This is a genomic window from Micromonospora sp. AKA38 (assembly GCF_027925725.1).
Classification (GTDB): domain Bacteria; phylum Actinomycetota; class Actinomycetes; order Mycobacteriales; family Micromonosporaceae; genus Micromonospora.
Map to the genome: position 1 here is coordinate 142,016 of NZ_BNEI01000007.1, position 23,198 is coordinate 165,213.

Consider the following 23,198-nt stretch of genomic DNA (forward strand, 5'->3'; position numbering starts at 1 on the left):
GCCAGTGGGAACCTCTGAAAGTTCTTGCTGACCGGCGCCGGGGTGCTGCGCCGCTGCTCTCGCATGTTGCGGGGACGTTAGCAAGAGGTTGCAGAGAATGGAAGGGCTTGCAGAAGTGTACGCAAGACTTTGCCGTTGAGCTAAAGTGCCGCCATGCGCGCTCGACTGTCCGACATCGCCCAACAGGCCGAAGTCAGCGAGGCCACGGTGTCGCGGGTGCTCAACGACCGCCCCGGAGTGGCCCCGGAGACCCGGCAGGCCGTCCTCACCGCCCTCGACGTACTCGGCTACGAACGACCGGCCCGCCTGCGCAAGCGCAGCGCCGGGTTGGTCGGCCTGGTCGTGCCCGAGCTGGACAACCCGATCTTCCCGGCGTTCGCCCAGATCATCGAGTCCGCGCTGGCGCCCACCGGCTACACGCCGGTGCTGTGCACCCAGACCCCCGGCGGCGTCCGCGAGGACGAGTACGTCGAGATGCTGCTGGACCGGCAGGTCTCCGGCATCGTCTTCGTCTCCGGCCTGCACGCCGACACCGCCGCCGACCACGACCGGTACCGCACGCTGCTCGCCCGGCCGCTGCCGGTCGTCATGATCAATGGGTACGCGCCGGGCATCCCCGCGCCGTTCGTCTCCTGCGACGACCGGGAGTCCGCCGAACTCGCGGTCGCCCACCTGGTCGCGCTCGGGCACCGGCGGATCGGCCTGATCACCGGCCCGGACCGGTTCGTCCCGGTGCAGCGCAAGGTCGCCGGCTACAAGGCCGCGATGCGGCGCCTCACCGACATCTCCGACGACGACCTGACCGAGCTGACCGAGCTGTCCCTGTTCGGCGTGGAGGGTGGCGAGGCCGCCGCCGGCCGGCTCATCGAGCGCGGGGTTACCGGCCTGGTCTGCGGCTCGGACCTGATGGCGCTCGGCGCGATCCGGGCGGCCCGGCAACGCGGCCGCTCCGTCCCCGAGGACGTCTCGGTGGTCGGTTACGACGACTCGCCGCTGATGGCCTTCACCGATCCGCCGCTGACCACGGTGCGCCAGCCGGTCGCGGCCATGGCGGTGGCCGCCGTACGCGCCCTGGTCGACGAGATCAACGGGCACCCGTCCCCGAACTCCGAGTACCTGTTCCGCCCGGAGTTGGTGGTGCGCGGCTCCACCGCGGTCGCCCGCCCCGCCCCCACCCCCAAACGCCAACGCCCCACCCCCACCCTTCCCGTCCCCGCCTGACCCCGTCCCGCCCGGCCCCGGCGCGGGCGTCTCGGGATCTGGGAGAGGTGCGGACGGGTGACCGCCCTGGTGGGGCGGGTGATCGGCGTCATTTCTTGCGCAAGGAATGCTTGACTCTTGCAGCGCCGACGCGGCATTCTGCTCAGACACCCCCTGCGCCGCCACAGAACGGGATCGCCACCGATGACCTCCGCCCCCACCCCCACGCCACCGGCCACCGACGACGACTGGTGGCGGTCCGCGGTCGTCTACCAGGTCTACGTCCGCAGCTTCGCGGACGCGAACTCCGACGGCGTCGGTGACCTCCAGGGCATCCGGGGGCGCCTGCCCTACCTGCGCGAGCTGGGCGTGGACGCGCTCTGGCTCACGCCGTTCTACACCTCCCCGCAGGTCGACGCCGGCTACGACGTGGCCGACTACCGCGACGTCGACCCGCTCTTCGGCAACCTCACCGACTTCGACGAGATGATCACCGACGCGCACGCGCTGGGCCTGCGGATCATCGTCGACCTGGTGCCGAACCACACCTCCAGCGCGCACCCCTGGTTCGCCGCGGCGCTCGCCGCCGGCCCGGGTTCCCCGGAGCGCGAGCGCTACCTGTTCGCCGACGGCAAGGGCGAGCAGGGCGAGCTGCCCCCGAACGACTGGGAGAGCATCTTCGGCGGCCCGGCCTGGACCCGGGTGGTCGACGGCCAGTGGTACCTGCACCTGTTCGACCCGGCCCAGCCCGACCTGAACTGGCGCCACCCCGAGGTACGCGCCGAGTTCGAGGACGTCCTGCGCTTCTGGCTGGACCGCGGCGTCGACGGCTTCCGGATCGACGTGGCACACGGAATGATCAAGGCCGAGGGCCTGCCGGACGTCGGCTTCAGCACGATGACCACCGGGCAGCGCCAGTCGGATCTGCTCGGCAAGGGCCGGCTGCCCTACTTCGACCAGGACGAGGTGCACGACATCTACCGCGCCTGGCGGCCGATCCTGGACAGCTACCCGGGCGGCCGGATGGCGGTCGCCGAGGCGTGGGCCGAGACGCCGCAGCGGCTGGCCCGCTACATCGGCCCGGATGAGCTGCACCAGGCGTTCAGCTTCGACTTCCTGGAAGCCACCTGGTCAGCCGACTCGTTCCGCAAGGTGATCGACACCGCGCTGGCCGAGTCGACAATCGTCGGCGCGCCGACCACCTGGGTGCTCTCCAACCACGACAAGCAGCGCCACGTCACCCGGTACGGCGACGGCGAGGTCGGCCTGCGCCGCGCCCGGGCCGCCGCGCTGCTGATGTTCGCGCTGCCCGGCTGCGCCTACGTCTACCAGGGCGAGGAACTGGGCCTGCCGGAGGTGCTGGACCTCCCCGACGAGCTGCGCCAGGACCCGTCGTTCCTGCGCACCGGCGAGAGCCGGGACGGCTGCCGGGTGCCGATCCCGTGGAGCGGCGAGCTGGCCCCGTACGGCTTCGGGCCGGACGGCAGCGAACTGAGCTGGCTGCCGGCGCCGGCGACCTGGCGGGCCCTCTCGGTCGCCGCCCAGACCGGGGTGCCCGGCTCGACGCTGGAGCTGTACCGGGCGGCGCTGCGGGTCCGGGGCACGCACCCGGCGCTGGCCGGCCTCGGCGGCATCACCTGGCTGGAGACCGAACCCGGCGTGCTGGCGTTCCGTCGGGCCGCCGGGGACACGGAGCTGACCTGCGTGGTCAACCTCAGCGGCGCGGACGTGACGGTCGCCGGCTTCGGCCGGCCGCTCGTCGCCAGCGCCGATCTCACCGAGCGGGGCGACGGGCACGTCCTGCCGGTGGACGCGGCTGCGTGGTTCGAACGGCGCTGAGCCGGGTAACCCGCCAATGACCTGGTCGTCCGTTGTGCTCCGCGCCGACGGGCGGCTGGGCTGCCGACCCCTTGTGGTGGGGGGTGAGGTGACATCGGCCCCCGGGAGTCCGCTCCCGGGGGCCGGCGTCCGTTCGGGGCACCGCGCCGGTGGTCAACTGCCCTTGGCGGTGAGCAGCGCGGCGATCCGGGCGAAGCCGGCGCGGACCTCGTCGGCGTCCGGCGGCTCCGCCGGTTGCGGCTCCGGCTGGCGTTCGGCGGCCAACTCCAGCTCGTCGTCGATGACGTCCTCGAAGTCGCCGTAGAGATCCGCCTGGTCGGCCTCGGCCGCCTCGTCCTCGGCGGCGATCTGCGCGGCGGCGATCTCACCGCGGATCTCCTCCGGCGTCAGCGCCGGCAGCAACGGCTCCACGACCGCCATCAACTGCTCCTCGGCCACCACCGCCTCGGCCAGCGCCAGCGCGTGCGGTCGCTCGTACGGGCCGCAGACCACGGGCTCCCACTCGTCGTCGGCGGCCAGCGGACCGAACGTGATGATCCAGGGCAGGCCGAGCATCGGCGAGTCGTCCGGCAGGTCCAGTGTCACGAGTGCGCCCACCGGCCCATCATTGTCGTTCCGCGCCCGCCCGGGGACCGCAATCCCCCGACTCTCCCCGCTCAGGCGACCGCGCTGGGCCACGCGTACCGGCGTCCAGCGCCGCCCGGACCAGGGCGACCGCCCGCTCCGGCGGCACCCCCAGGCGACGCGCCTCGGCGGCGTAGTCGGCCGCGGCCCGGTGCAGCCGGTCGGTGGCGTCGTCGCGCCCGGGCGCCACCACCGTGCCGTGCCGGCCCCGGGTCTGCACCAGCCCGGCGGCCTCCAACTCGCGGTAGGCCCGCGCCACCGTGTTCACCGCCAGCCCCAGGTCGGCGGCGAGCTGCCGGACCGCGGGGAGCCGGGTGCCCACCGGCAGCCGTCCGTCGCCGACGGCGCTCGCGAGCTGGGCGCGCACCTGCTCGTACGGGGGTGTCGCCGACTCCGCGTCCACCCGGATCCGCGGGCTCATCCCCCGCCGCCCGGGGTGCCCGGATCGGTCTCCTCGTCCAGCACGTCGGCCTCCACGTCCACCTCCCGCGCACCGCCCTCGGCCAGGTCGACCACCCGGCCGTACCGGCTGGTGGCGGCGAGCGCGGCGCCGAAGAGCACCATCTGGTTGAGCAGGTAGAGGTAGAGCAGCAGGCCCACGGCGGTCGCCACCACCGTGTACGCCGGATTCCGCTCGGTGCGCACCACGTAGTAGCGCCCCACGGTGTTGAGCAGCGTGATCCCGATCGCGACGGTCAGCACCGCCGGGCGCAACCGGCGGCGGCTCATCCGCAGCCGGGGCACGGCCAACAGCAGCGCGGCGGCGAGCACGGCGTTGACCAGCACGCTCAGCACCGCGCTGACCGTGGTCAGGCCGACCGAGCCGGTGCTGCGCAGCAGGAAGCGCAGCAGCGACTCCAGCGCGTCGACGGCGGCGACCGAGACGAACAGCAGCACGAAGACCGCGACCAGCACGCCGAGGTCGACCAGGTGGCGCACCACCAGGTTGCCGGGCTGCTGGTTGAGGCCGTACATCAGGCGCTGCGACGAGCGGATCGCCTCCACCCAGCCGATCCCGGTGAAGACCAGGATGATCAGGCCGACCACGCCGACGGTGTTGCTGCTCTCGGCGATCTGCGCCGGGTCGACAAAGGGCAGGTTCTCCCGGAGGAACTCGGCCGCCGCGCGGCTGACGTCCTCGTTGTCCCGCAGCACCGCGCCGAAGATCCAGTACGCGACCAGGGCGAGCGCGAACACGGCGAAGAAGCCGTAGTAGGCGATGGCGGCGGCGAGCCGCCCGGCGAGCAGGTCGGCGTAGAGCGTCCCGGCCAGCCAGACGTGGTCGAAGGCGGACGAGCGACCGCGGGCCGCGTCGATCCGACGCCCGACCGCCGCCTCGATCCGGCCGAAGACGTTCACCCCGCCATCCTCGCCGATCGTCGCCCTCGGCGGAGGCGGCCCGGCCGGCCGGGTGTTCAGCGCGGGCCGCCGAGCCGGAAGTCGCGACGGGGCTGCCACCGGGTCGCCCCGCTGTGCGAGAAGAGCGTGAACGCCTCCACCTCGAACAGCGCGGAGAAGTCGGCCAGGTCCTCGTACGCCTTGTCGAGCACCTCGGGCGGCACGTCCTGGGCCACGGTGACGTGCGGGTGGTACGGGAAGCGGGCCTCGCGGTGCAGCTCCGGAGCCGAGTTGATGGCGGCGGCGAGCAGCTCGCACTCGCTGATCCCGGCCGCCACCGTCACGAAGACCACCTGGGTGACCGGGCGGAACGTGCCGGTGCCGCGCAGGTGCAGCGTGAACGGCAGGTGCGTGGCGGCCACCCGGCTCAGGTGCTCCTCGACCGCGGGCAGCGCGCGTACCGGGATCTCGGTGGGCCCGAGCAGGGTGACGTGCGCCGGGACGGCCTGCGGGTCGCCGGCGGAGACCCGGCGGCGGGTGAGCAGCCCGCCCCACGGCTCGGGCACGTCGACCGCGATCCCGATCTGGATCGTGTCCTCGCCGCCCGGCGCTGCGTCACTGCCCGCCACGTTGCGCGCCATCCCTCCGCTCACCGTCACCGTTCCCCGCCCGCCGCTACGCGGACCGCACCGGGGGGAGGAACCCGACCCGTTCGTACGCGGTGCGCAGCGTGTCGACCGCCACCGCCCGGGCCTTCTCCGCGCCCCGCGCGAGCAGCTTGTCGAGCTGGGCCGGGTCGTCCAGGTAGCCGTTGGTGCGCTCCTGGATCGGGGTGACGAACTCCCGCACCACCTCGGCGAGGTCCTTCTTGAGGTCGCCGTAGCCCCGGCCGTCGTACGCGGCGACCAGGTCGTCGATGCCGCGTCCGGAGAGCGCGGAGTAGATGGTGAGCAGGTTGGAGATGCCCGGCTTCCCCTCCGCGTCGAAGACGATCTCGCGGCCGGTGTCGGTGACCGCCGAGCGGATCTTCTTGGCCGAGCGGGCCGGGTCCTCCAGCAGGTCGATGATGCCGGCCGGGGCGGAGAACGACTTCGACATCTTGGCGGTGGGGTCCTGGAGATCGACGATCTTGGCGGTGTCCTTCACGATGTGCGGCACCGGCACCCGGAAGGTGGGGCCGAACAGCGAGTTGAACCGCTGCGCCAGGTCACGGGAGAGCTCCAGGTGCTGCCGCTGGTCCTCGCCGACCGGCACCGCGTGCGCCTGGTAGAGCAGGATGTCGGCGGCCTGGAGGATCGGGTAGGTGAACAGGCCGACGCTGGCCCGGTCACTGCCCTGCTTCTGCGCCTTGTCCTTGAACTGGGTCATCCGGCCGGCCTCGCCGAACCCGGTGATGCAGCCGAGCACCCAGGCGAGCTGCGGGTGCTCGGGCAGCTGCGACTGGACGAACAGGGTGCTGCGTTCCGGGTCGATGCCGAGCGCGAGGAGCTGCGCGGCGGCCACCCGGGTGCGCTGCCTGAGCACCTGGGGGTCGTGCCCCGCGGTGATCGCGTGCAGGTCGACGACGCAGTAGAACGCGTCGTGGCTGTCCTGCAGCGCCACCCAGTGCCGCAGCGCGCCCAGGTAGTTCCCGAGGTGGAACGAGTCGGCCGTCGGCTGGATGCCGGAGAAGACGCGCGGGCGGGCGGGTACGTCGGACATGGCGGCAATTCTGTCAGCAAGCCCCCGGGTCCGTCATGACGGGCCGGCGGGTCGGGCGGGCACGGGCGGGCACGGGCCGCTGACCTCGCGCCGGGGCTCGGGCAGCCGGCGTACGGAGACCGCCAGGCGGGACACCCGCCGGCCGTCGAGCGCCAGCACCCGCAGTAGCCAGCCCTCCGGATCGGCGGCATCCGGCCCGTCGGCCGGGTCGTCCCGCACCGGCACCTCGTCGCCGACCACCGGCAGGCGGCCCAGCGCGGCCATCACGTACCCGCCGACCGTCTCGTACGGGCCGGCGGGCAGCGGCACCCCGGTGCGTTCGGCGAAGTCGGCCAGGTTGAGCCCGCCGTCGACCACGGCGGGCAGGCCGGCGGGCCCCGGATCGGGCGGGCCGTGGCGTCCGTCGCGGATCTCCCCGACCAACTCCTCCACCAGGTCCTCGCAGGTGACGATGCCGGCGGTGCCGCCGTACTCGTCGACCACGACGGCCAGGTGGTGCCCTTCCCGACGCATCTCGGTCAGCGCCGCCAGCACCCGTTTGCTGCCCGGCAGCCGCTTCACCTCGCGGGCCAGCGCGCCGACCACGACCCGGCCGGCCGGCTCCGGGCGCAGCAGCACGTCCCGCAGGTGCACCAGGCCGACGACGTCGTCGTGCGTACCGTCCACCACCGGATAGCGGGTGTGCGGGTCGGCCCGCACCAGCCGCTGCGCCTCGGCCACCGGCAGGCCGGCGGCGAGGAAGACCACCTCGGTGCGGGGCACCATCACCTCGCGGACCAGCCGCGCGCCGGCCACCAGCACCTCGTCGATGATCCGGCGTTCGTCCGGGTCGAGCAGCGTGTTGGCGGCGACGAGATCGCGCAGGTCGGCCTCGCTGATCCGTTCCCGCCCGGCGGTGGGGCTCGCCCCGAGCAGGTCGGTCACCACCCGGGTGGCGCCGTCGGCGGCCCGCACCACGAGCCGGGCCACGGCCCGGGCCAGCGGGCCGGATTCGCGTCGGGGCCGCCCCGACGGTCGCCGCCGGGGCCCGGGACCACCCGCTTCCCGCATGACAAGCATGGTAGACAGCGACCGGCGCCAGCCCGGCCCGATGTGCGGATCTGTTCAATCCTGGTGGATCGTGGTGGAATGGAGTAACACTCACTCGACCCGCCGCGCCGTGGCCGCCGGCCGTAGGGTGATCACAAACGGCCGACACGGACGCGGCCAGGCAGGAGGATCGACGTGAAACTGCTCGTCACCGGCGGCGCCGGCTACATCGGCAGCGTGGTGACCCGGATGCTGCTCGACCACGGCCACCAGGTGACCGTGCTGGACGACCTGCGCACCGGCCACCGCGAGGCGCTCGCCCCCGACGCCACCCACGTCGACCTGCCGGTGCACGAGGCCGCCCGGGTGCTCACCCCCGACGCCGGGTTCGACGGCGTGCTGCACTTCGCCGCCCTGATCGCCGCCGGCGAGTCGATGCTCCGCCCCGAGCTCTACTGGCACACCAACACCGTCGGCTCGATCGCCCTGATCGACGCCGTCCGCGCCGCCCGGGTGCCCCGGATGGTCTTCTCCTCGACCGCCGCCGTCTACGGCAACCCCACCGAGCTGCCCATCCCGGAGACCGCCGTCAAGGCGCCCACCAACACGTACGGGGCGACCAAGCTGGCCGTCGACATGGTGCTCACCTCCGAGGCGGTCGCGCACGAGCTGGGCGCCGTCTCGCTGCGCTACTTCAACGTCGCCGGGGCGTACCTGCGCGACGGGACGGCGATCGGCGAACGGCACGACCCGGAGACGCACCTCATCCCGATCGCGCTCGACGTGGCGGCCGGCCGGCGCGAGAAGCTCCAACTCTTCGGCGACGACTACCCCACCGTCGACGGCACCTGCGTCCGCGACTACATCCACGTCGAGGACCTCGCCCGCGCCCACCTGCTCGCGCTCGACGCCGCCACCGGAGGCCGGCACCGGATCTACAACCTGGGCAACGGCAACGGCTTCACCAACCGCCAGGTCGTCGACGTGGTCCGCGAGGTCACCGGCCACCCGGTGCCGGTCGAGGTGGCGCCACGCCGCGAGGGAGACCCCGCCGAGCTGGTCGCGTCGTCCGCGCTGGCCCGCGACGAGCTGGGCTGGGTGCCGGAGAAGCCGACCCTGCACGACATGGTCGGCGACGCCTGGGCGTTCTACCGCGACCACCGCACCGGGCCCACCTCGTGAGTGGCGACGTCGCGGACCGCGCCACCGAAGGCTTTCGGCAGCGGTACGCCGCCGAGCCGGCCGGCCACTGGGCGGCTCCCGGGCGGGTCAACCTGATCGGCGAGCACACCGACTACAACGACGGCTTCGTGCTGCCCTTCGCGCTGCCGCTGCGTACCGTGGTCGCCGCGGCGCCCGGCCCGGACGCGCGCTGGACGGTCTGGTCGGAGCTGGACGAGCAGCCGGTCGAGTTCGGCGCCGCGGAGGCCGACGAGCCCGGCCGGGTCGACGGCTGGGCCGCCTACGTGGCCGGCGTGGTGTGGGCGCTGCGGGCCGCCGGCCTCGACGTCCCCGGCGCGCGGCTCGCCATCGCCTCCGACGTGCCGGTCGGCTCCGGCCTCTCCTCGTCGGCCGCCATCGAGGCGGCGGTGCTGGCCGCGCTTGTCGACCTCGGTGGGCTCGACCTGCCCGCCGACCGCTGGCCCCGGCTCGCCCAACGCGCCGAGAACGAGTACGTCGGCGCGCCCACCGGGATCATGGACCAGTCCGTGGTCGTCCGGGGCCGGGCCGGTCACGCGCTCTTCCTCGACTGCCGCACCGAGGAGGTCGAGCAGATCCCGTTCGACCTGGGCGCGGCCGGGCTGGCCGTGCTGGTGATCGACTCCCGCGCGCCGCACCGGCACGCCGACGGCGAGTACGCGGCCCGGCGCAGGAGCTGCGAACGGGCCGCCGCGACGCTCGGCGTGACCGCGCTGCGCGACGTGCCCAGCGACGGTCTCGACGCGGCGCTGGCCCGCCTCGACGACGACGAGACGCGGCGCCGGGTCCGGCACGTGGTCACCGAGAACCAGCGGGTGCTCGACACCGTCGCCTTGCTGCGCGCCGACCGGGTCCGGGAGACCGGTCCGCTGCTGACCGCCTCGCACACCTCGATGCGCGACGACTTCGAGATCACCGTTCCGGAGATCGACACCGCGGTCGAGGCGGCGCTCGCGGCCGGCGCGTACGGCGCGCGGATGACCGGCGGCGGGTTCGGCGGCTGCGTGCTCGCCCTGGTCGACGCGGACGCCGCCGAGGAGGTGGCCGCCGCCGTCACAGCCGCGTACGCCGACCGCGGCTTCACCGCCCCCCACACCCTGACCGCCCGCCCCGCCCCCGGCGTCACCCGGCTGTAAGGAGGGGCCCCTTCCTAACGCCTGGCGTCGAGAAGGGGCCCCATCTCACCCGAGAACGTCAGGCGGCCTCGACGATCATGCCGGCGCCTACCGTACGGTTCGTGGCCTCGTCGATGATGACGAAGCCGCCCGTGGTGCGGTTGCGGCGGTACTCGTCGGCGAGCAGCGGCACCGTGGTGCGCAGCCGGACCCGGCCGATCTCGTTCAGCTTCAGCTCGGCCGCCGTCTCGTCCCGGTGCAACGAGTTGACGTCCAGCCGGTAGTGCAGCTCCCGCACGATCGTCCGCGCCGAACGGGTGGTGTGCTTGATCGCGTACCGGCCGCCGACCTGCAACGGCCGGCTCTCGTCCATCCAGCAGACCATCGCCTCGATGTCCTGCGCGACCATCGGGGCGTTGTTCGGCCGGCAGATCAGGTCACCCCGGGAGATGTCGATCTCGTCGGTCAGCCGGACCGTCACCGACATCGGCGGGAACGCCTCCTCCACCGGGCCGTCGGCGGTCTCCACCGCGGCGATCCGGCTGGTGAAGCCGGACGGCAGCACCATCACCTCGTCGCCCGGCTTGAGCACGCCGGAGGCCACCTGGCCGGCGTAACCCCGGTAGTCGGTGACGGTGGTGGACTGCGGCCGGATCACGTACTGCACCGGGAACCGCACGTCGACCAGGTTGCGGTCCGACGCGATGTGCACCCGCTCCAGGTGGTGCAGCAGCGACGGTCCCTCGTACCAGGGCATGTTCTCGGAACGGGTGACGATGTTGTCACCGCGCAGCGCGGAGATCGGCACCACGGTCAGGTCCGGCGCGTCGAGCTTCGCCGCGAACGCGGTGAACTCGTCGGCGATCCGCTCGAAGACCTCCTGCGACCAGTCGACCAGGTCCATCTTGTTGACGCACAGGACCAGGTGCGGCACCCGCAGCAGCGAGCAGAGGAACGCGTGCCGGCGGGACTGCTCCACCAGGCCCTTGCGCGCGTCCACCAGGATCAGCGCCAGGTCGGCGGTGGAGGCGCCGGTGACCATGTTCCGGGTGTACTGGGTGTGCCCCGGCGTGTCGGCGATGATGAACTTCCGCCGCGGCGTGGCGAAGTAGCGGTACGCCACGTCGATGGTGATGCCCTGCTCCCGCTCGGCGCGCAGGCCGTCGGTGAGCAGCGCCAGGTTGGTGTATTCGTCGCCCCGCGCCGCGCTGACCGCCTCGACCGCGGCGAGTTGGTCGCTGAAGAGCGACTTCGTGTCGTACAGCAGCCGGCCGATCAGGGTCGACTTGCCGTCGTCGACGCTGCCGGCGGTGGCGAACCGCAGCAGGTCCATCGGCCGTGCGGCGGTCTCACCATCGGCCGGCGCCCAGGTGTCGACACTCATCAGAAGTAGCCCTCTCGCTTGCGGTCCTCCATGGCGGCCTCGCTGACCCGGTCGTCGCCGCGGGTCGCGCCGCGCTCGGTGATCCGGGTGGCGCCCACTTCCTCGATCACCTTCTCCACCGTGTCGGCGTCCGAACGGACCGCCGCGGTGCAGGAGGCGTCACCCACGGTCCGGTACCGCACCTGGGCCTTGAACGGCTGCTCACCGGCGCGGGCCCGGAAGAACTCGTTGACCGCGTAGAACATGCCGTCGCGCTCGATCACCTCGCGCTCGTGCGCGAAGTAGATCGCCGGCAGCGGGATCCGCTCCCGGGCGATGTAGTGCCAGACGTCCAGCTCGGTCCAGTTGGAGAGCGGGAACACCCGGATCGACTCGCCGGGGTGGTGCCGGCCGTTGTACAGCGACCACAGCTCCGGGCGCTGGTTCTTCGGGTCCCACTGGCCGAACTCGTCGCGGAAGCTGAACACCCGCTCCTTGGCCCGGGCCTTCTCCTCGTCCCGCCGGGCGCCGCCGAACAGCGCGTCGAAGCGGTGCTTCTCCACCGCGTCGAGCAGCACCGGGGTCTGGATGCGGTTGCGCATGCCGTCCGCCGACTCGCGGACCATGCCCTTGGTCAGCGCCTCCGGCACGCTGGCCACGATGAGGTGCAGGCCCAGCTCGGCGACCCGCTGATCGCGGTACTCGAGCACCTCGGGGAAGTTGTGCCCGGTGTCCACGTGCATCACCGGGAACGGAATGTTGGCCGGCGCGAACGCCTTCTGCGCCAACCGGAGCATCACGATCGAGTCCTTGCCACCGGAGAAGAGCAGGACCGGCCGCTCCATCTCGGCGACGACCTCGCGCATCACGAAGATGCTCTCCGCCTCGAGCGCGTCGAGGTGCGACACCTGGTACGCGGCGGGGGACGTCATGACACGAACTCGATTCGCTCGGATCCGTACATCGGATTCCAGACCTTTCCGGTCGGAGTCGTGAAGAAGAACGCTCAGGTTACCCGGAATGACGCTGCAACGCCGCAAGCAACCGACTCGCGAGATCCTTGCGGCAGACCAGCAGATCGGGTAGGCGCGGGTCGGCCTCGTTGTATTTCAGCGCAGAACCGTCGATCCGGGAAGCGTGCAGTCCGGTGGCCGTCGCCACAGCGACCGGAGCGGCCGAGTCCCACTCGTACTGGCCGCCGGCATGGATGTACGCGTCGACCTCGCCGGTCACCACCGCGGCGATCTTCGCACCCGCCGAGCCCATCGGAACCAGATGAGCGCCGACGTCCGCTGCCAGATCGGTCAGGAAAACCGGCGGACGGCTACGACTGACCGCCAATCGGACGGTCCGTGCGTCGCCGGCCGTGGCCGCCTCCACCGTCATCGGCGGGTACGCCGGCGGGTGGTCCGTGCCCAGCACCCGGTGCTGCGCCGGCAGACCCACCGCGCCCGCCACCAGACCGTGCGGCGTGGGCGCGTGCCGCGACCAGAGCGCCACGTGCACCGCCCAGTCGGCACGCCCCTCCTCCGCGTACTCCCGGGTGCCGTCCAGCGGATCGATGATCCACACCCGGTCGGCGGTCAGCCGGGACATCGCCTCCCGGCTCACCTCGGCCGTCCAGGCCAGCCGCGAGCCCTCGTCCTCCTCCGACAACACCGCGTCCGCCGGGCGCCACCGGGCCAGCTCGGTCCGGATCAGGTCGTGCGCGACCTTGTCGCCGGCCGACGTCAGCGCCCCGGCGTCCGCGAAACCCAACTCCGCGCGCAGGTCCGTCAACGCCTGCCCCGCCCGCGACGCCAACCAGCGGGCGAACGCGCCGTCGATCATCGGAGGACTGCCCATGGTGTCACCGCTCCCGTCGCCGGCCCCGCTCACGTCGCGAGGCGCAGACTACCGGCCGGCACTCCGGGAGCCGGTCAAGCCCCGTGGTACAGGTTCTGCGTCGGCTCCACACCCTTGGTGACCACCGACTCCACCACGTCCGCCGCGCGGTCGACCAGGAACTCCAACTCCTTGCGCTCCGCGGCGGAAAAATCCGAGAGTACGTAGTCGGCCGGGTCCTGCCGGCCCGGTGGCCGCCCGATGCCGAACCGCACCCGGACGTAGTCCTTCGTACCGAGCGACTTCGACATCGACCGCAGCCCGTTGTGGCCGCCCTCGCCGCCGCCGCACTTCACCCGCACCTGCCCGTAGCCGATGTCCAGCTCGTCGTGCACCGCGATCACCCGCGCCGGGGGGATCTTGTGGAACTGCGCCAGCCCGGCCACCGGCCCACCGGAGAGGTTCATGTAGGTGAGCGGCTTCAGCAGCACCAGCTTCGGGCCGCCGAACCCCAACCGCCCCTCGGCGGCCTCGGCCATCGCCCGCTTGTGCCGCCCGAACTTCGCACCCACCCGCGCCGCCAGCAGGTCGGCCACCATGAACCCGACGTTGTGCCGGTTGGCCGCGTACTCCCGACCGGGGTTACCCAGGCCGACCACCAGCCACGGCCCCGCCTCGTCCGTCACCCCGACGCCCCTTCCCGCTCGCTTCCCCGACGACCCGCCCCGATACGCCGACAGGCGCCCCCGGAAGCCGGGGACGCCTGTCGCACAACCTGCGGACCGATCAGGCCTCGGTCTTCGCCTCGGCCGGGGCCTCCTCGCCCTCGGCGGCCGGAGCGCCCTCCGGCGACTCGGCGGTCTCCTCGCCGGTCTCGGCCTCGGCCTCCTCGGTGGCCACCTCGACCTCGGGGAGGGTGGCCTCGAGCTGCTCGGCGGTCGGGGCGGCGGTCACCGAGGCGACAGCGGTCTCCTCGTCGGTGGCCAGCTCGACGCCGGACGGCAGCTCGACGTCGGCGGCGGTGATCGTGGTGCCCGGCTCGGCGCCCTCGATCGACGCCTCCAGGTGGTCCGGCACCTTGGTGGCGTCGGCGGTCACCGAGAGCGTGTCGTGGTCGTGCACGATCAGGGTGTCCTTCGCGGCCTCACCGGTCAGCTGGACGGGGACCTCGACGGTGACCTTCTCGCCCCGGCGGACCAGCAGCAGGTCCACGTGCTCGAAGGAGTCCTTGATCGGGTCGCGCTGGATCGCCTTCGGCAGCGCCAGCACCTGGGTGCCGTCACTGACCTCGATCGCGAAGAGCTGGTTCGCGCCGCCCTTACGGATCGCGGCGGCGAACTCCCGCGCCGGGAGCGCGATGTGCTTGGGCTTCTCGCCGTGGCCGTAAAGCACGGCGGGCACCTTGCCGGCCCGGCGGGTACGACGGGCACCACCCTTGCCGAACTCGGTACGGGGCTCGGCGCTGATCTTTACCTCGGACACGGGGAAACTCCTGATACTTCGCTGCGGCGGCTTGTCGTCTGGCGGTGCTGGGCGAGGGGCTCGCTGGGGCTCAAGGTCATGAACGACCGCCCGGAGCACCGCGTCGATGACGGCGCCTCCGTGCGGTGCTTTCAGCAGCCCGCCGGGCACCCTCGCCGTGGCAACCGGATTAGTCTACCCGAGCGAATTCCGCACCCGCCGGCAGTCCCCCACTATCACCACGCCGGCCGGTCCGCAGCGCAACGGCCCGGCCGCCGGACCACGCCGGCGACCGGACCCCACGGTCAGCTCAGGCCACCGAACAGGGTGGTCACCGAACCGTCGTCGAAGACCTCCCGGATCGCCCGCGCCAGCAGCGGGGCGATCGACAGCACGGTCAGCTTGTCGAGCTGCTTCTCCGGCGGCAACGGCAGCGTGTTCGTCACCACGACCTCGCTGATCGGGCTGTTCTTCAACCGCTCCGTCGCCGGGTCCGACAGCAGCGCGTGCGTCGACGCGACCACGATCTCCGCCGCCCCGGACTCCTTCAGGATGTCCGCCGCCTTGGAGATCGTGCCACCGGTGTCGATCATGTCGTCCACGATCAGGCACACCCGGCCCTCGACCTCACCCACCACGCGGTTCGCCACCACCTGGTTCGGCTTCAACGGGTCCCGGGTCTTGTGGATGAACGCCAGCGGGCAACCACCCAGCCGGTCCGTCCAGCGCTCCGCCACCCGCACCCGGCCCGAATCCGGCGCCACCACCGTCATCGGCCGGCCCGCGTACTTGTGCTCCACGTACTCGGCGAGCACGTCCATCGCGAACAGGTGGTCCACCGGGCCGTCGAAGAAGCCCTGGATCTGCGCGGTGTGCAGGTCCACGGTCAGGATCCGGTTCGCGCCCGCGGTCTTCAGCAGGTCGGCCACCAGCCGCGCCGAGATCGGCTCCCGACCCCGGTGCTTCTTGTCCTGCCGCGAGTAGGGGTAGAACGGCAACACCACGGTGATCCGCTTGGCCGAACCACGCTTCAGCGCGTCCACCATGATCAGGGTCTCCATGACCCACGTGTTGACCCCGTGCGTCACGGACTGCACCACGAAGGCGTCCGAACCACGGACCGAGTCCTTGAACCGTACGAAGATCTCACCGTTGGCGAACTCGTAGGCGTCGGCGGGCGTCGGCGCGACGCCGAGCACCTCACCGATCTCCTTGGCCAGCTCCGGAAAACCCCTCCCGGAGAAGAGCATCAGGCTCTTGCGGTTCTCGGCGACGATGCTGCCCATGGGCCCGTCTGCTCCCGTATGTCGGTGGTGCCCGGCGCGGCCGGGGACTGTTCGGTTGCAGTATCCCCCGGGTTCACCGGTCCACCCACCGCCCGGCGGTCCCCGTGGATTCAGTCACCTTCGCTTGCGGCCCCGCCCGCCCCGGCCTCGCCGTCGCGGGCCTGCCGGGCCGCGTCCGCCGCCGCCGTGCCGGCCCGCTTGCGCAGCACCCAGCCCTCCACGTTGCGCTGCTGACCGCGCGCCACCGCCATCGCGCCCGGCGGCACGTCACCGGTGATCACCGAACCGGCCGCGGTGTACGCGCCGTCGCCCACCCGCACCGGGGCCACGAACATGTTGTCCGCCCCGGTACGCGCGTGACTGCCGATCGTGGTGTGGTGCTTGTGCACCCCGTCGTAGTTGACGAACACCGTGGCGGCGCCGATGTTGCTGTGGTCGCCGATCGTCGCGTCCCCCACGTACGACAGGTGAGGCACCTTCGAGCCCTCACCGATCGTCGCCTTCTTGGTCTCCACGAACGTGCCGACCTTCGCCTTGCGGGCCAGCCGCGACTCCGGCCGCAGGTACGCGTACGGGCCGACGCTGGCCTGCGGGCCCACCTCGGCGCCCACCGCGTGGCTGCGCACCACGCTCGCGCCCTCGCCCACCGTGGTGTCGACGAGCGTGGTGTCCGGGCCGACCGACGCGCCCGCGCCGACCGTGGTGGCACCCCGCAACTGGGTGTTCTGGTCGACCACCGCGTCCCGCTCCAGCGTCACCGTCACGTCGATCCAGGTGGTGTGCGGGTCGAGGAGGCTCACGCCGGTACGCATCCAGCCCTCGTTGACCCGGTCACGCAGCAGCCGGCGCAACCCGGCCAGCTCCACCCGGTCGTTGCAGCCCAGCGTCTCCACATGGTCGGCCGCCCGGTGCACCGCCACCGGCTCGCCCGCGTCCCGGAGCAACGCGAAGACGTCGGTGAGGTACTCCTCACCCTGGTCGTTGTCGGAGGAGAGCTTGCCCAGCGCCTCCCGGAGCCGGACCGCGTCGAACGCGTAGATGCCCGCGTTGATCTCCCGCAGCGCACGCTGCTGCGGCGTGGCGTCGCGCTCCTCGACGATCTGCGCCAACCGCCCGTCCGTGTCCCGCACGATCCGGCCCAGGCCGGTCGGGTCCGGCACCTCGGCGGCCAGCACGGTCGCCGCGGCGGCGGCGTCCTCGTGTGCCTCGACCAGGGCCCCGACGGTCTCCGGCCGCAGCAGCGGCACGTCGCCGTTGATCACCACGACGGTGCCGGCCGCGTCCGGCACCGCGTCCAGCGCGATGCGGACCGCGTGCCCGGTGCCGAGCTGGCGCTCCTGGAGCACCGGCGTGGCGGCCGGGGCCACCTCGGTCAGGTGCGCCCGCACCTGGTCGGCGCCGTGGCCGACCACCACCACGGTGCGGTCCGCGCCGAGCGGCCCGGCCGCGGCCAGGACGTGACCGAGCAGGGTCCGGCCGAGCAAGGGGTGCAGCACCTTGGGCAGGGACGACTTCATCCGCTTGCCCTCACCGGCGGCGAGCACGACAACGGTGCGGAGGTGGGGCTGGGACACGACGTGGCTCCCGTCGGGACGGCGACAGTCTCGCGGTCATGCTAACCACGCGACGAAGGGCAAAGAGCAGAAGCTCCCGGGAGAGGATTCGAACCCCTATAATCAGGACCAAAACCTGACGTCCTGCCATTAGACGACCCGGGATGGTCGAAAACGGGCAGAAAGGACGCTGCCCGGCGGCTGTCTACACCTTACCGGTCGAGAGGTGGATCTTCATTGCTCATTCCTTTCATGATCCCCTCGATCCGCCAGTAGAGCCGACTGCCGCCCACCACGTACACGGTCAGGCAACCGCGGTAACCGGCGCCGACGTTCTTACGGGTGGTCCTCGGGCGATGTTTCTTGATCGTGGTGCGCTGGAAACGCTCCGCCGGCACCCCGACCCGCGCCGCCCACCACCGGACCGCGGCGGCGGCGTCCGCCGTCTCGTGGATGCTGACGCGGAACCGACGGTCGTCGGGCGGCACCTCGACGGCGTCCAGGAAGCGCAGGAAGAGCCCGACCAGCAGGGGATCACTGTTGACGAACGTGATCCGGCAGTCGTGTGGGCGCCACGGCTTGGCCTTTCCACCCTCGCACCAGTAGATCGCCGCACCGACCAGCAGGAGTTCGCGTCGATCCAGCCGCCGCACCCATCCGGCAGCCGCCGCGACCCCCTCCGCGCGGGCCGCGTCGCGAGCCGCGCGATGTGCCGCCCACTGGGCGTCGGAACGGGCCCGTTGGGCGACTCGGCGCCGCCGGCTCACCACCTCGGGATCCAGCGGCAGATGCCGCGTCCAGAGGTAGGCCGTCGACTTGGACACCCGGAGCCGCTCCGCGATCTCCCCCACAGGGGAGCCGGATCGCCGCAACGCGAGCGCTTCGGCGTACAACTCCGGCTTCCACCCGCGATAGGTCGGCGGGTCGGGAGGTTCGTCGCGGGCCACCACGCACCCCAACTTAGAACAGGTGTACGACAATGTGCCGCCGGTCGGCCGGTGCGGACCGCGCCTGGCAGGATGGGGTGGGTGACCGACGTTCCCGGCAGCGACCGCGCTCGCCGGCGGGCCGTCCCGGCGGCCAAGCCCCGGGTGCGGATGTCCGCGGCGCAGCGGCGCGAGCAGTTGATCTCGATCGCCCGGCAGATCTTCGCCGAGCGCGGGTTCGACGCCACCTCGATCGAGGAGGTGGCGTCGCGGGCCAAGGTCTCCAAGCCGGTGGTCTACGAGCACTTCGGCGGCAAGGAGGGGCTCTACGCGGTGGTGGTGGACCGGGAGGTCCGCTCGCTGCTGGACCGGATCACCACGGCGCTGACCGCGGGCCATCCGCGCGAGCTGTTGGAGCAGGCCGCGTTGACGCTGCTGACCTACATCGAGGAGGAGACCAGCGGCTTCCGGGTGCTGGTCCGGGAGTCGCCACTGATGTCGGCGACGGGCAACTTCAGCAGCGTGATGAACGACGTCGCACACCAGGTGGAGCACATCCTCGGCGCGGAGTTCTCCAGCCGGGGGTACGACCCGAAGCTGGCCGAGCTCTACTCGCAGGCGCTGGTGGGCATGGTGGCGTTGACCGGGCGCTGGTGGCTGGAGGTGCGCAGGCCGCGCAAGGAGACGGTGGCGGCGCACCTGGTGAACCTGGCCTGGAACGGCCTGTCGCACCTGGAGTCGAAGCCGGGGCCGATCCAGGGTTAGCGGTTGCCCTCGGCGAGCGGGTGGTAGCGACGGCGGCGCTCCTCCTCGGCGTGCTCGGGCGGCCCGACCTTGTCGTAGAGCCCGGTGGCGAGCAGGATCAGCCCGAACAGCAGCGACACGATGACGGTGGACATCGAGAAGTTCAGGAAGTTCGCCGGGGTCTGGAGCACGGCCATCATCAGGATGCCGGTGACCAGGAAGACCGCGCCGGCGGTGAGGTTCATGTAGTGCCCGAGGTTGTTCCGGCGGGACGCGCCGATGATCAGGACCGCGCCGAAGACCACCGAGACCAGCGAGAAGGCCAGGTTGGTGCGCAGCCCGAGGGCGTAGGTGTCCTGCCGGCTGAACAGCCCGTCGCCCCAGGTCTCGAACACGCCCCAGACGCCGAAGGCCAGGATGTAGAGGCCGATCAGCCCGGACAGCACCCGGTAGAGCGGTCGCGCGGGGTGGTTCACCGGGAAGTGCGCCATGGTGCCCTCCAGCCGTGGAGACTGATTCGGGGCAATTGTCCCCCGGGGCGTCCGGTTCCGTACCGGGAAACGCCGAAGGCCCGGCGCGGACGCCGGGCCTTCGGGATGGATCGGGATCAGAGCACCAGGCGGGCCTTCTGCCAGGCCTCGTGCTCGTCGTCGGTGCCGACCTTGCCGTACATGCCGGCCACCAGCAGGACCAGCGACAGCGTCAGGACCACGACGACGGTCATGATCGAGAAGTTGAGGACGTTGGCGTCCGTCTGGAGGAACGCCAGCGCGGCCAGGCCGATGACCATGAGCGTGTACGCCAGCCACTGGTTGACCGCCACGTCGAGGTTGCGGCCGATCGCGGTGCCGACCAGGATCACCGCGCCGATCAGGATCGACAGCAGCGAGAAGCCCATGTTGGTGCCCTGGCCGAGCACCCTGGTGTCGTCCTGGGCGAAGAAGTCGTTGCCGGCGCTGGCGATGATGCCGAGGCCGCCGAAGACGACGAAGTACAGACCAACGAGCCCGCCGATCGCCCGGTAGATCGGCCGCGCGGGGTGGTTGACGGGGGTGTGGGCCATCTCAGCGTCTCCAAGACCGTTCGGATGAGGGTTCCTCGGTGATTGTCCCGTACGGCGGTCAGTGACGCCGCACACCCCCCACGCCTCAGCCGGCGGGCAGCTCCTCGGCCAGCGCCAACCAGGTCTCCTCGGTGCGGTCCCGCTCGGCCCGCACCTCCTTGAGCTGGGCGTCCAGCTCGGCGACGCGGGCGTAGTCGGTGGCGTTGGCGGCGAGTTGCTCGTGCAGGCCCGCCTCCTTCTGTTCGAGCTTGGCGATCTGCCGTTCCAGCCGGTTGAGTTCCTTCTTCGCGGTGCGTACCTCGGCGGCGGACAGCCCGTCGCGGGCCGGCGCGGCCGTGCCCGGGGTGAGGTCGGCGGGCGCCGGGCCACCGGCCGCGGCGGCCCGGGCCAGGTATTCGTCGATGCCGCCGGGCAGGTGCACGAGCCGCCCGTCGCCGAACATGCCGTACGCGACGTCGGTGACCCGCTCGATCAGGTAGCGGTCGTGGCTGGCCACCACGATGGTGCCGGGCCACGAGTCGAGCAGGTCCTCCAGCGCGGCGAGCGTGTCGGTGTCCAGGTCGTTGGTGGGCTCGTCGAGCAGCAACACGTTGGGCTCGCCGGCCAGCAGGCGCAGCATCTGGAGGCGGCGGCGCTCGCCGCCGGACAGGTCGCTCACCGGCGTCCAGAGCCGCCGGTCGTCGAAGCCGAAGATCTCGGCGAGCTGGGACGCGCTGATCTCCCGGTCGCCGAACTGCACCCGGCGGGCCACCTCCTCGACGGCTTCCAGCACGCGCAGGTGGCCGGGGAGTTCGGCGAGTTCCTGGGAGAGGAACGCCGGCCGCACGGTCTGCCCGGCGGCGAAGCGCCCGCCGTCGGCGCGGGTCACGCCGGCGAGCAGCCGCAGCAGCGTGGTCTTGCCGGCGCCGTTGCGGCCGAGGATCGCGATCCGGTCACCGGGGCCGACCTGCCAGGTGGTGTCGCGCAGGATCTCCTTCGGGCCGGCGTGCAGGGTGACGTGCTCCAGGTCGTACACCTGCTTGCCGAGCCGGGCGGTGGCGAGCCGTTGCAGCGACATGGTGTCGCGCGGTTCCGGCACGTCGGCGATGAGCGCGTTCGCGGCGTCGATGCGGAACTTGGGCTTGGAGGTCCGCGCCGGCGGTCCCCGCCGCAGCCAGGCGATCTCCTTGCGGAGCAGGTTCTGCCGGCGGGCCTCGGTGGCGGCGGCGATCCGCTGCCGCTCGACGCGGGCCAGCGTCCACGCGGCGAAGCCGCCCTCGTACGCCCGGACGGTCCGGTCGGCGACCTCCCAGGTGGTGGTGCAGACGGCGTCGAGGAACCAGCGGTCGTGGGTGACCACGACCAGCGCGCCCTTGCGGGTGACCAGGTGCCGGGCCAGCCAGTCGACGCCGCCGACGTCGAGGTGGTTGGTGGGCTCGTCGAGGACGAGCAGGTCGGCGTCGCGGACCAGCAGCGCGGCGAGCGCGACCCGGCGGCGTTCCCCGCCGGACATGGTGCCGACCGCGGCGTCGAGGCCGAGGTGGGGCATGCCGAGGCCGTCGAGGATGGCCCGGACGCCCGCGTCGCCGGCCCATTCGTGCTCGGCGCCCATGCTCTCGCCGAGCCACGCGGTGCCGAGCACGACGTCCCGCACGGTGAGGTCTCCGGCCAGGTCGAGGCGCTGCGGCAGCCAGGCGACCCGCAGGTCGCGGCGGTGGGTGACCCGGCCGTCGTCGGGTTCCTCGGTGCGGGTGAGCATCCGCAGCAGCGTCGACTTGCCGGCGCCGTTGAGACCGACCACGCCGATCCGGTCGGCGTCGTCGAGGCCGAGCGAGACGTCGGTGAGCAGCGGCCCGGCGGCGCCGTACCCCTTGGACACCCGGTCCAGGTTGACGATGTTGGCCACTGGCTCACCTTTCACACGACTCAGGCGCCCCGGGGTCCGGGACGCCTGAGTCAAGGGTACGGGGCGTCAGACGATGCGGGCGCCGTGCACGGGCCCGTGCGCGACCCGCGCCTCCCGGCACACGCCGGCGGCGGTCAGCTCGTCGGCGATCCGCTCCGCGTCGGCGGCGTCGGCGGCGAGGAACACGCAGGTGGGCCCGGAGCCGGAGACGATGCCGGCGAGCGCGCCGGCGGCCTCGCCGGCCTTGAGCGTCCCGGCCAGCGCCGGGCGCATGGCCAGCGCGGCGTCCTGGAGGTCGTTGCCGAGCGTGGCGGCGAGCACTCGCGGGTCCCGCTGGCGCAGCGCGCCGAGCAGCGCGTCGGTGCTGCCCAGCGGCGCGCCGGCGGCCCCGGTGTCGCGCAGCCGGTCCAGTTCGCGATAGGCGGCCGGGGTGGAGAGGCCGCCGTCGGCGATGGCCACCACCCAGTGCCAGGAGGTGGGGCGCGCCAGCACCGGGCTGACCGCCTCGCCCCGGCCGGTGCCGAGCGCGGTGCCGCCGTGGATCAGGAACGGCACGTCGGAGCCGAGGTCGGCGGCGATGCCGGCCAGTTCGTCGCGGGACAGGCCGGTGCCCCAGAGCGCGTCGCAGGCGACCAGCGCGGCGGCGGCGTCGGCGCTGCCGCCGGCCAGCCCGCCGGCGAGCGGGATGTGCTTGCGCAGGTGCAGCCGGGCGTACGGGGCGACCCCGGCGTAGCCGGCGAGGGCGTGCGCGGCGCGCAGCACCAGGTTGGTGTCGTCCAGGGCCAGCTCGCCGGCGCCCTCGCCCTCCATGGTGAGCGCGAGCGTGTCGCCGCGGCGGGCGGTCAGCTCGTCGTAGATGGAGATCGCGTGGTAGATGGTGTTCAGCTCGTGGTAGCCGTCCCGCCGCAGCGGTCCCACCCCGAGGTGCAGGTTGACCTTGGCGGGCACCCGCACCCTGACCGGGCCGCTGGAGCCGCGCCGCTGCCCGTCCTCGTCCTCCGGTCGCCAGGCCTCGGTCACCGGGGGAGCTCCCGTGGGCGCAGGCGG

General features: G+C 72.5%; 21 protein-coding genes, 1 tRNA gene and 2 pseudogenes. 5 read left to right on the top strand and 19 right to left on the bottom strand.

Annotated features, from left to right (window positions below):
- The first annotated feature begins 153 nt into the window (after positions 1-153).
- Both TPA0908_RS27820 and TPA0908_RS27825 read left to right on the top strand, forming a co-directional pair.
- Positions 154-1,221, top strand: a complete 1,068-nt coding sequence (locus tag TPA0908_RS27820; RefSeq protein WP_281942980.1) for a LacI family DNA-binding transcriptional regulator — start codon at positions 154-156, stop codon at positions 1,219-1,221.
- 183 nt (positions 1,222-1,404) lie between these two features.
- The gene (locus tag TPA0908_RS27825; RefSeq protein WP_281942982.1) at positions 1,405-3,039 is read left to right on the top strand and encodes a glycoside hydrolase family 13 protein; all 1,635 of its coding nucleotides are present in this window, start codon (positions 1,405-1,407) and stop codon (positions 3,037-3,039) included.
- A gap of 153 nt (positions 3,040-3,192) precedes the next feature.
- Here TPA0908_RS27825 and TPA0908_RS27830 read toward each other — a convergent pair whose 3' ends face one another.
- The 6 genes and pseudogenes from TPA0908_RS27830 to TPA0908_RS27855 all read right to left on the bottom strand — a co-directional run bounded on the left by TPA0908_RS27830 (position 3,193) and on the right by TPA0908_RS27855 (position 7,752).
- Positions 3,193-3,636, bottom strand: a complete 444-nt coding sequence (locus tag TPA0908_RS27830; protein WP_281942984.1) for a hypothetical protein — start codon at positions 3,634-3,636, stop codon at positions 3,193-3,195.
- 76 nt (positions 3,637-3,712) lie between these two features.
- Positions 3,713-4,084 (bottom strand): annotated as a pseudogene (locus TPA0908_RS27835) (GntR family transcriptional regulator); the annotation flags it as partial.
- Positions 4,081-5,022 (bottom strand): YihY/virulence factor BrkB family protein, encoded by a 942-nt coding sequence (locus tag TPA0908_RS27840; RefSeq protein ID WP_281942986.1) that lies wholly within the window; start codon positions 5,020-5,022, stop codon positions 4,081-4,083. The pseudogene TPA0908_RS27835 and the gene TPA0908_RS27840, both read right to left, overlap by 4 nt.
- A 56-nt stretch (positions 5,023-5,078) precedes the next feature.
- The gene (locus TPA0908_RS27845) at positions 5,079-5,642 is read right to left on the bottom strand and encodes a 2'-5' RNA ligase family protein (RefSeq protein ID WP_281943795.1); all 564 of its coding nucleotides are present in this window, start codon (positions 5,640-5,642) and stop codon (positions 5,079-5,081) included.
- Between the two features lie 34 nt (positions 5,643-5,676).
- Entirely contained in the window at positions 5,677-6,702 is a 1,026-nt protein-coding gene (gene trpS / locus TPA0908_RS27850) for a tryptophan--tRNA ligase (RefSeq protein ID WP_281942988.1), read from the bottom strand.
- A gap of 33 nt (positions 6,703-6,735) precedes the next feature.
- Entirely contained in the window at positions 6,736-7,752 is a 1,017-nt protein-coding gene (locus TPA0908_RS27855) for a hemolysin family protein (RefSeq protein ID WP_281942990.1), read from the bottom strand.
- Between the two features lie 174 nt (positions 7,753-7,926).
- Here TPA0908_RS27855 and galE point away from each other — a divergent pair, with 174 nt between their 5' ends.
- Positions 7,927-8,913 (top strand): UDP-glucose 4-epimerase GalE, encoded by a 987-nt coding sequence (galE, locus tag TPA0908_RS27860; RefSeq protein WP_281942992.1) that lies wholly within the window; start codon positions 7,927-7,929, stop codon positions 8,911-8,913.
- Positions 8,910-10,067, top strand: coding sequence for a galactokinase (gene galK / locus TPA0908_RS27865; RefSeq protein WP_281942994.1), 1,158 nt, complete (start codon positions 8,910-8,912; stop codon positions 10,065-10,067). The genes galE and galK overlap by 4 nt, the downstream gene beginning before the upstream one ends.
- Before the next feature lie 58 nt (positions 10,068-10,125).
- Here the strand turns inward: galK and cysN are convergent, their stop codons facing one another.
- The 9 genes and pseudogenes from cysN to TPA0908_RS27910 all read right to left on the bottom strand — a co-directional run bounded on the left by cysN (position 10,126) and on the right by TPA0908_RS27910 (position 18,483).
- Positions 10,126-11,430, bottom strand: a complete 1,305-nt coding sequence (gene cysN, locus TPA0908_RS27870; RefSeq protein ID WP_281942995.1) for a sulfate adenylyltransferase subunit CysN — start codon at positions 11,428-11,430, stop codon at positions 10,126-10,128.
- The gene (gene cysD, locus TPA0908_RS27875) at positions 11,430-12,341 is read right to left on the bottom strand and encodes a sulfate adenylyltransferase subunit CysD (RefSeq protein WP_281942998.1); all 912 of its coding nucleotides are present in this window, start codon (positions 12,339-12,341) and stop codon (positions 11,430-11,432) included. The genes cysN and cysD overlap by 1 nt, the downstream gene beginning before the upstream one ends.
- Positions 12,342-12,420: 79 nt before the next feature.
- On the bottom strand, positions 12,421-13,254 hold the full coding sequence (locus tag TPA0908_RS27880; RefSeq protein ID WP_281943000.1) for an inositol monophosphatase family protein: 834 nt from the start codon (positions 13,252-13,254) through the stop codon (positions 12,421-12,423).
- 74 nt (positions 13,255-13,328) lie between these two features.
- Entirely contained in the window at positions 13,329-13,919 is a 591-nt protein-coding gene (gene pth / locus TPA0908_RS27885; RefSeq protein ID WP_281943002.1) for an aminoacyl-tRNA hydrolase, read from the bottom strand.
- Positions 13,920-14,019: 100 nt separating this feature from the next.
- On the bottom strand, positions 14,020-14,715 hold the full coding sequence (locus TPA0908_RS27890; RefSeq protein ID WP_281943004.1) for a 50S ribosomal protein L25/general stress protein Ctc: 696 nt from the start codon (positions 14,713-14,715) through the stop codon (positions 14,020-14,022).
- A gap of 284 nt (positions 14,716-14,999) precedes the next feature.
- A complete protein-coding gene (locus TPA0908_RS27895) occupies positions 15,000-15,980 on the bottom strand; it encodes a ribose-phosphate diphosphokinase (protein ID WP_107157145.1) in 981 nt (326 codons plus the stop codon).
- Positions 15,981-16,030: 50 nt separating this feature from the next.
- Positions 16,031-17,554: pseudogene (gene glmU / locus TPA0908_RS27900) on the bottom strand (bifunctional UDP-N-acetylglucosamine diphosphorylase/glucosamine-1-phosphate N-acetyltransferase GlmU); the annotation flags it as partial.
- A 73-nt stretch (positions 17,555-17,627) separates the two neighbouring features.
- Positions 17,628-17,698: transfer RNA gene (locus tag TPA0908_RS27905), tRNA-Gln, on the bottom strand.
- A gap of 47 nt (positions 17,699-17,745) precedes the next feature.
- Complete coding sequence (locus TPA0908_RS27910) at positions 17,746-18,483, bottom strand: helix-turn-helix domain-containing protein (protein ID WP_281943006.1); 738 nt, start codon at positions 18,481-18,483, stop codon at positions 17,746-17,748.
- A 78-nt stretch (positions 18,484-18,561) separates the two neighbouring features.
- On the opposite strand from TPA0908_RS27910, the gene TPA0908_RS27915 reads away from it, so the two are divergent.
- Positions 18,562-19,224 carry a TetR/AcrR family transcriptional regulator gene (locus tag TPA0908_RS27915; protein WP_281943008.1) on the top strand — a complete coding sequence of 221 codons (663 nt, stop codon included), beginning with the start codon at positions 18,562-18,564 and terminating at the stop codon, positions 19,222-19,224.
- Here TPA0908_RS27915 and TPA0908_RS27920 read toward each other — a convergent pair.
- The 4 genes from TPA0908_RS27920 to TPA0908_RS27935 all read right to left on the bottom strand — a co-directional run bounded on the left by TPA0908_RS27920 (position 19,221) and on the right by TPA0908_RS27935 (position 23,171).
- The gene (locus TPA0908_RS27920; protein WP_281943010.1) at positions 19,221-19,694 is read right to left on the bottom strand and encodes a DUF4383 domain-containing protein; all 474 of its coding nucleotides are present in this window, start codon (positions 19,692-19,694) and stop codon (positions 19,221-19,223) included. The genes TPA0908_RS27915 and TPA0908_RS27920 overlap by 4 nt on opposite strands.
- 116 nt (positions 19,695-19,810) lie before the next feature.
- Positions 19,811-20,266 carry a DUF4383 domain-containing protein gene (locus TPA0908_RS27925; protein ID WP_281943012.1) on the bottom strand — a complete coding sequence of 152 codons (456 nt, stop codon included), beginning with the start codon at positions 20,264-20,266 and terminating at the stop codon, positions 19,811-19,813.
- An 85-nt stretch (positions 20,267-20,351) separates the two neighbouring features.
- On the bottom strand, positions 20,352-22,151 hold the full coding sequence (locus tag TPA0908_RS27930; protein ID WP_281943013.1) for an ABC-F family ATP-binding cassette domain-containing protein: 1,800 nt from the start codon (positions 22,149-22,151) through the stop codon (positions 20,352-20,354).
- Positions 22,152-22,217: 66 nt separating this feature from the next.
- Positions 22,218-23,171, bottom strand: coding sequence for a 4-(cytidine 5'-diphospho)-2-C-methyl-D-erythritol kinase (locus TPA0908_RS27935; RefSeq protein ID WP_281943014.1), 954 nt, complete (start codon positions 23,169-23,171; stop codon positions 22,218-22,220).
- Positions 23,172-23,198: the final 27 nt, after the last annotated feature.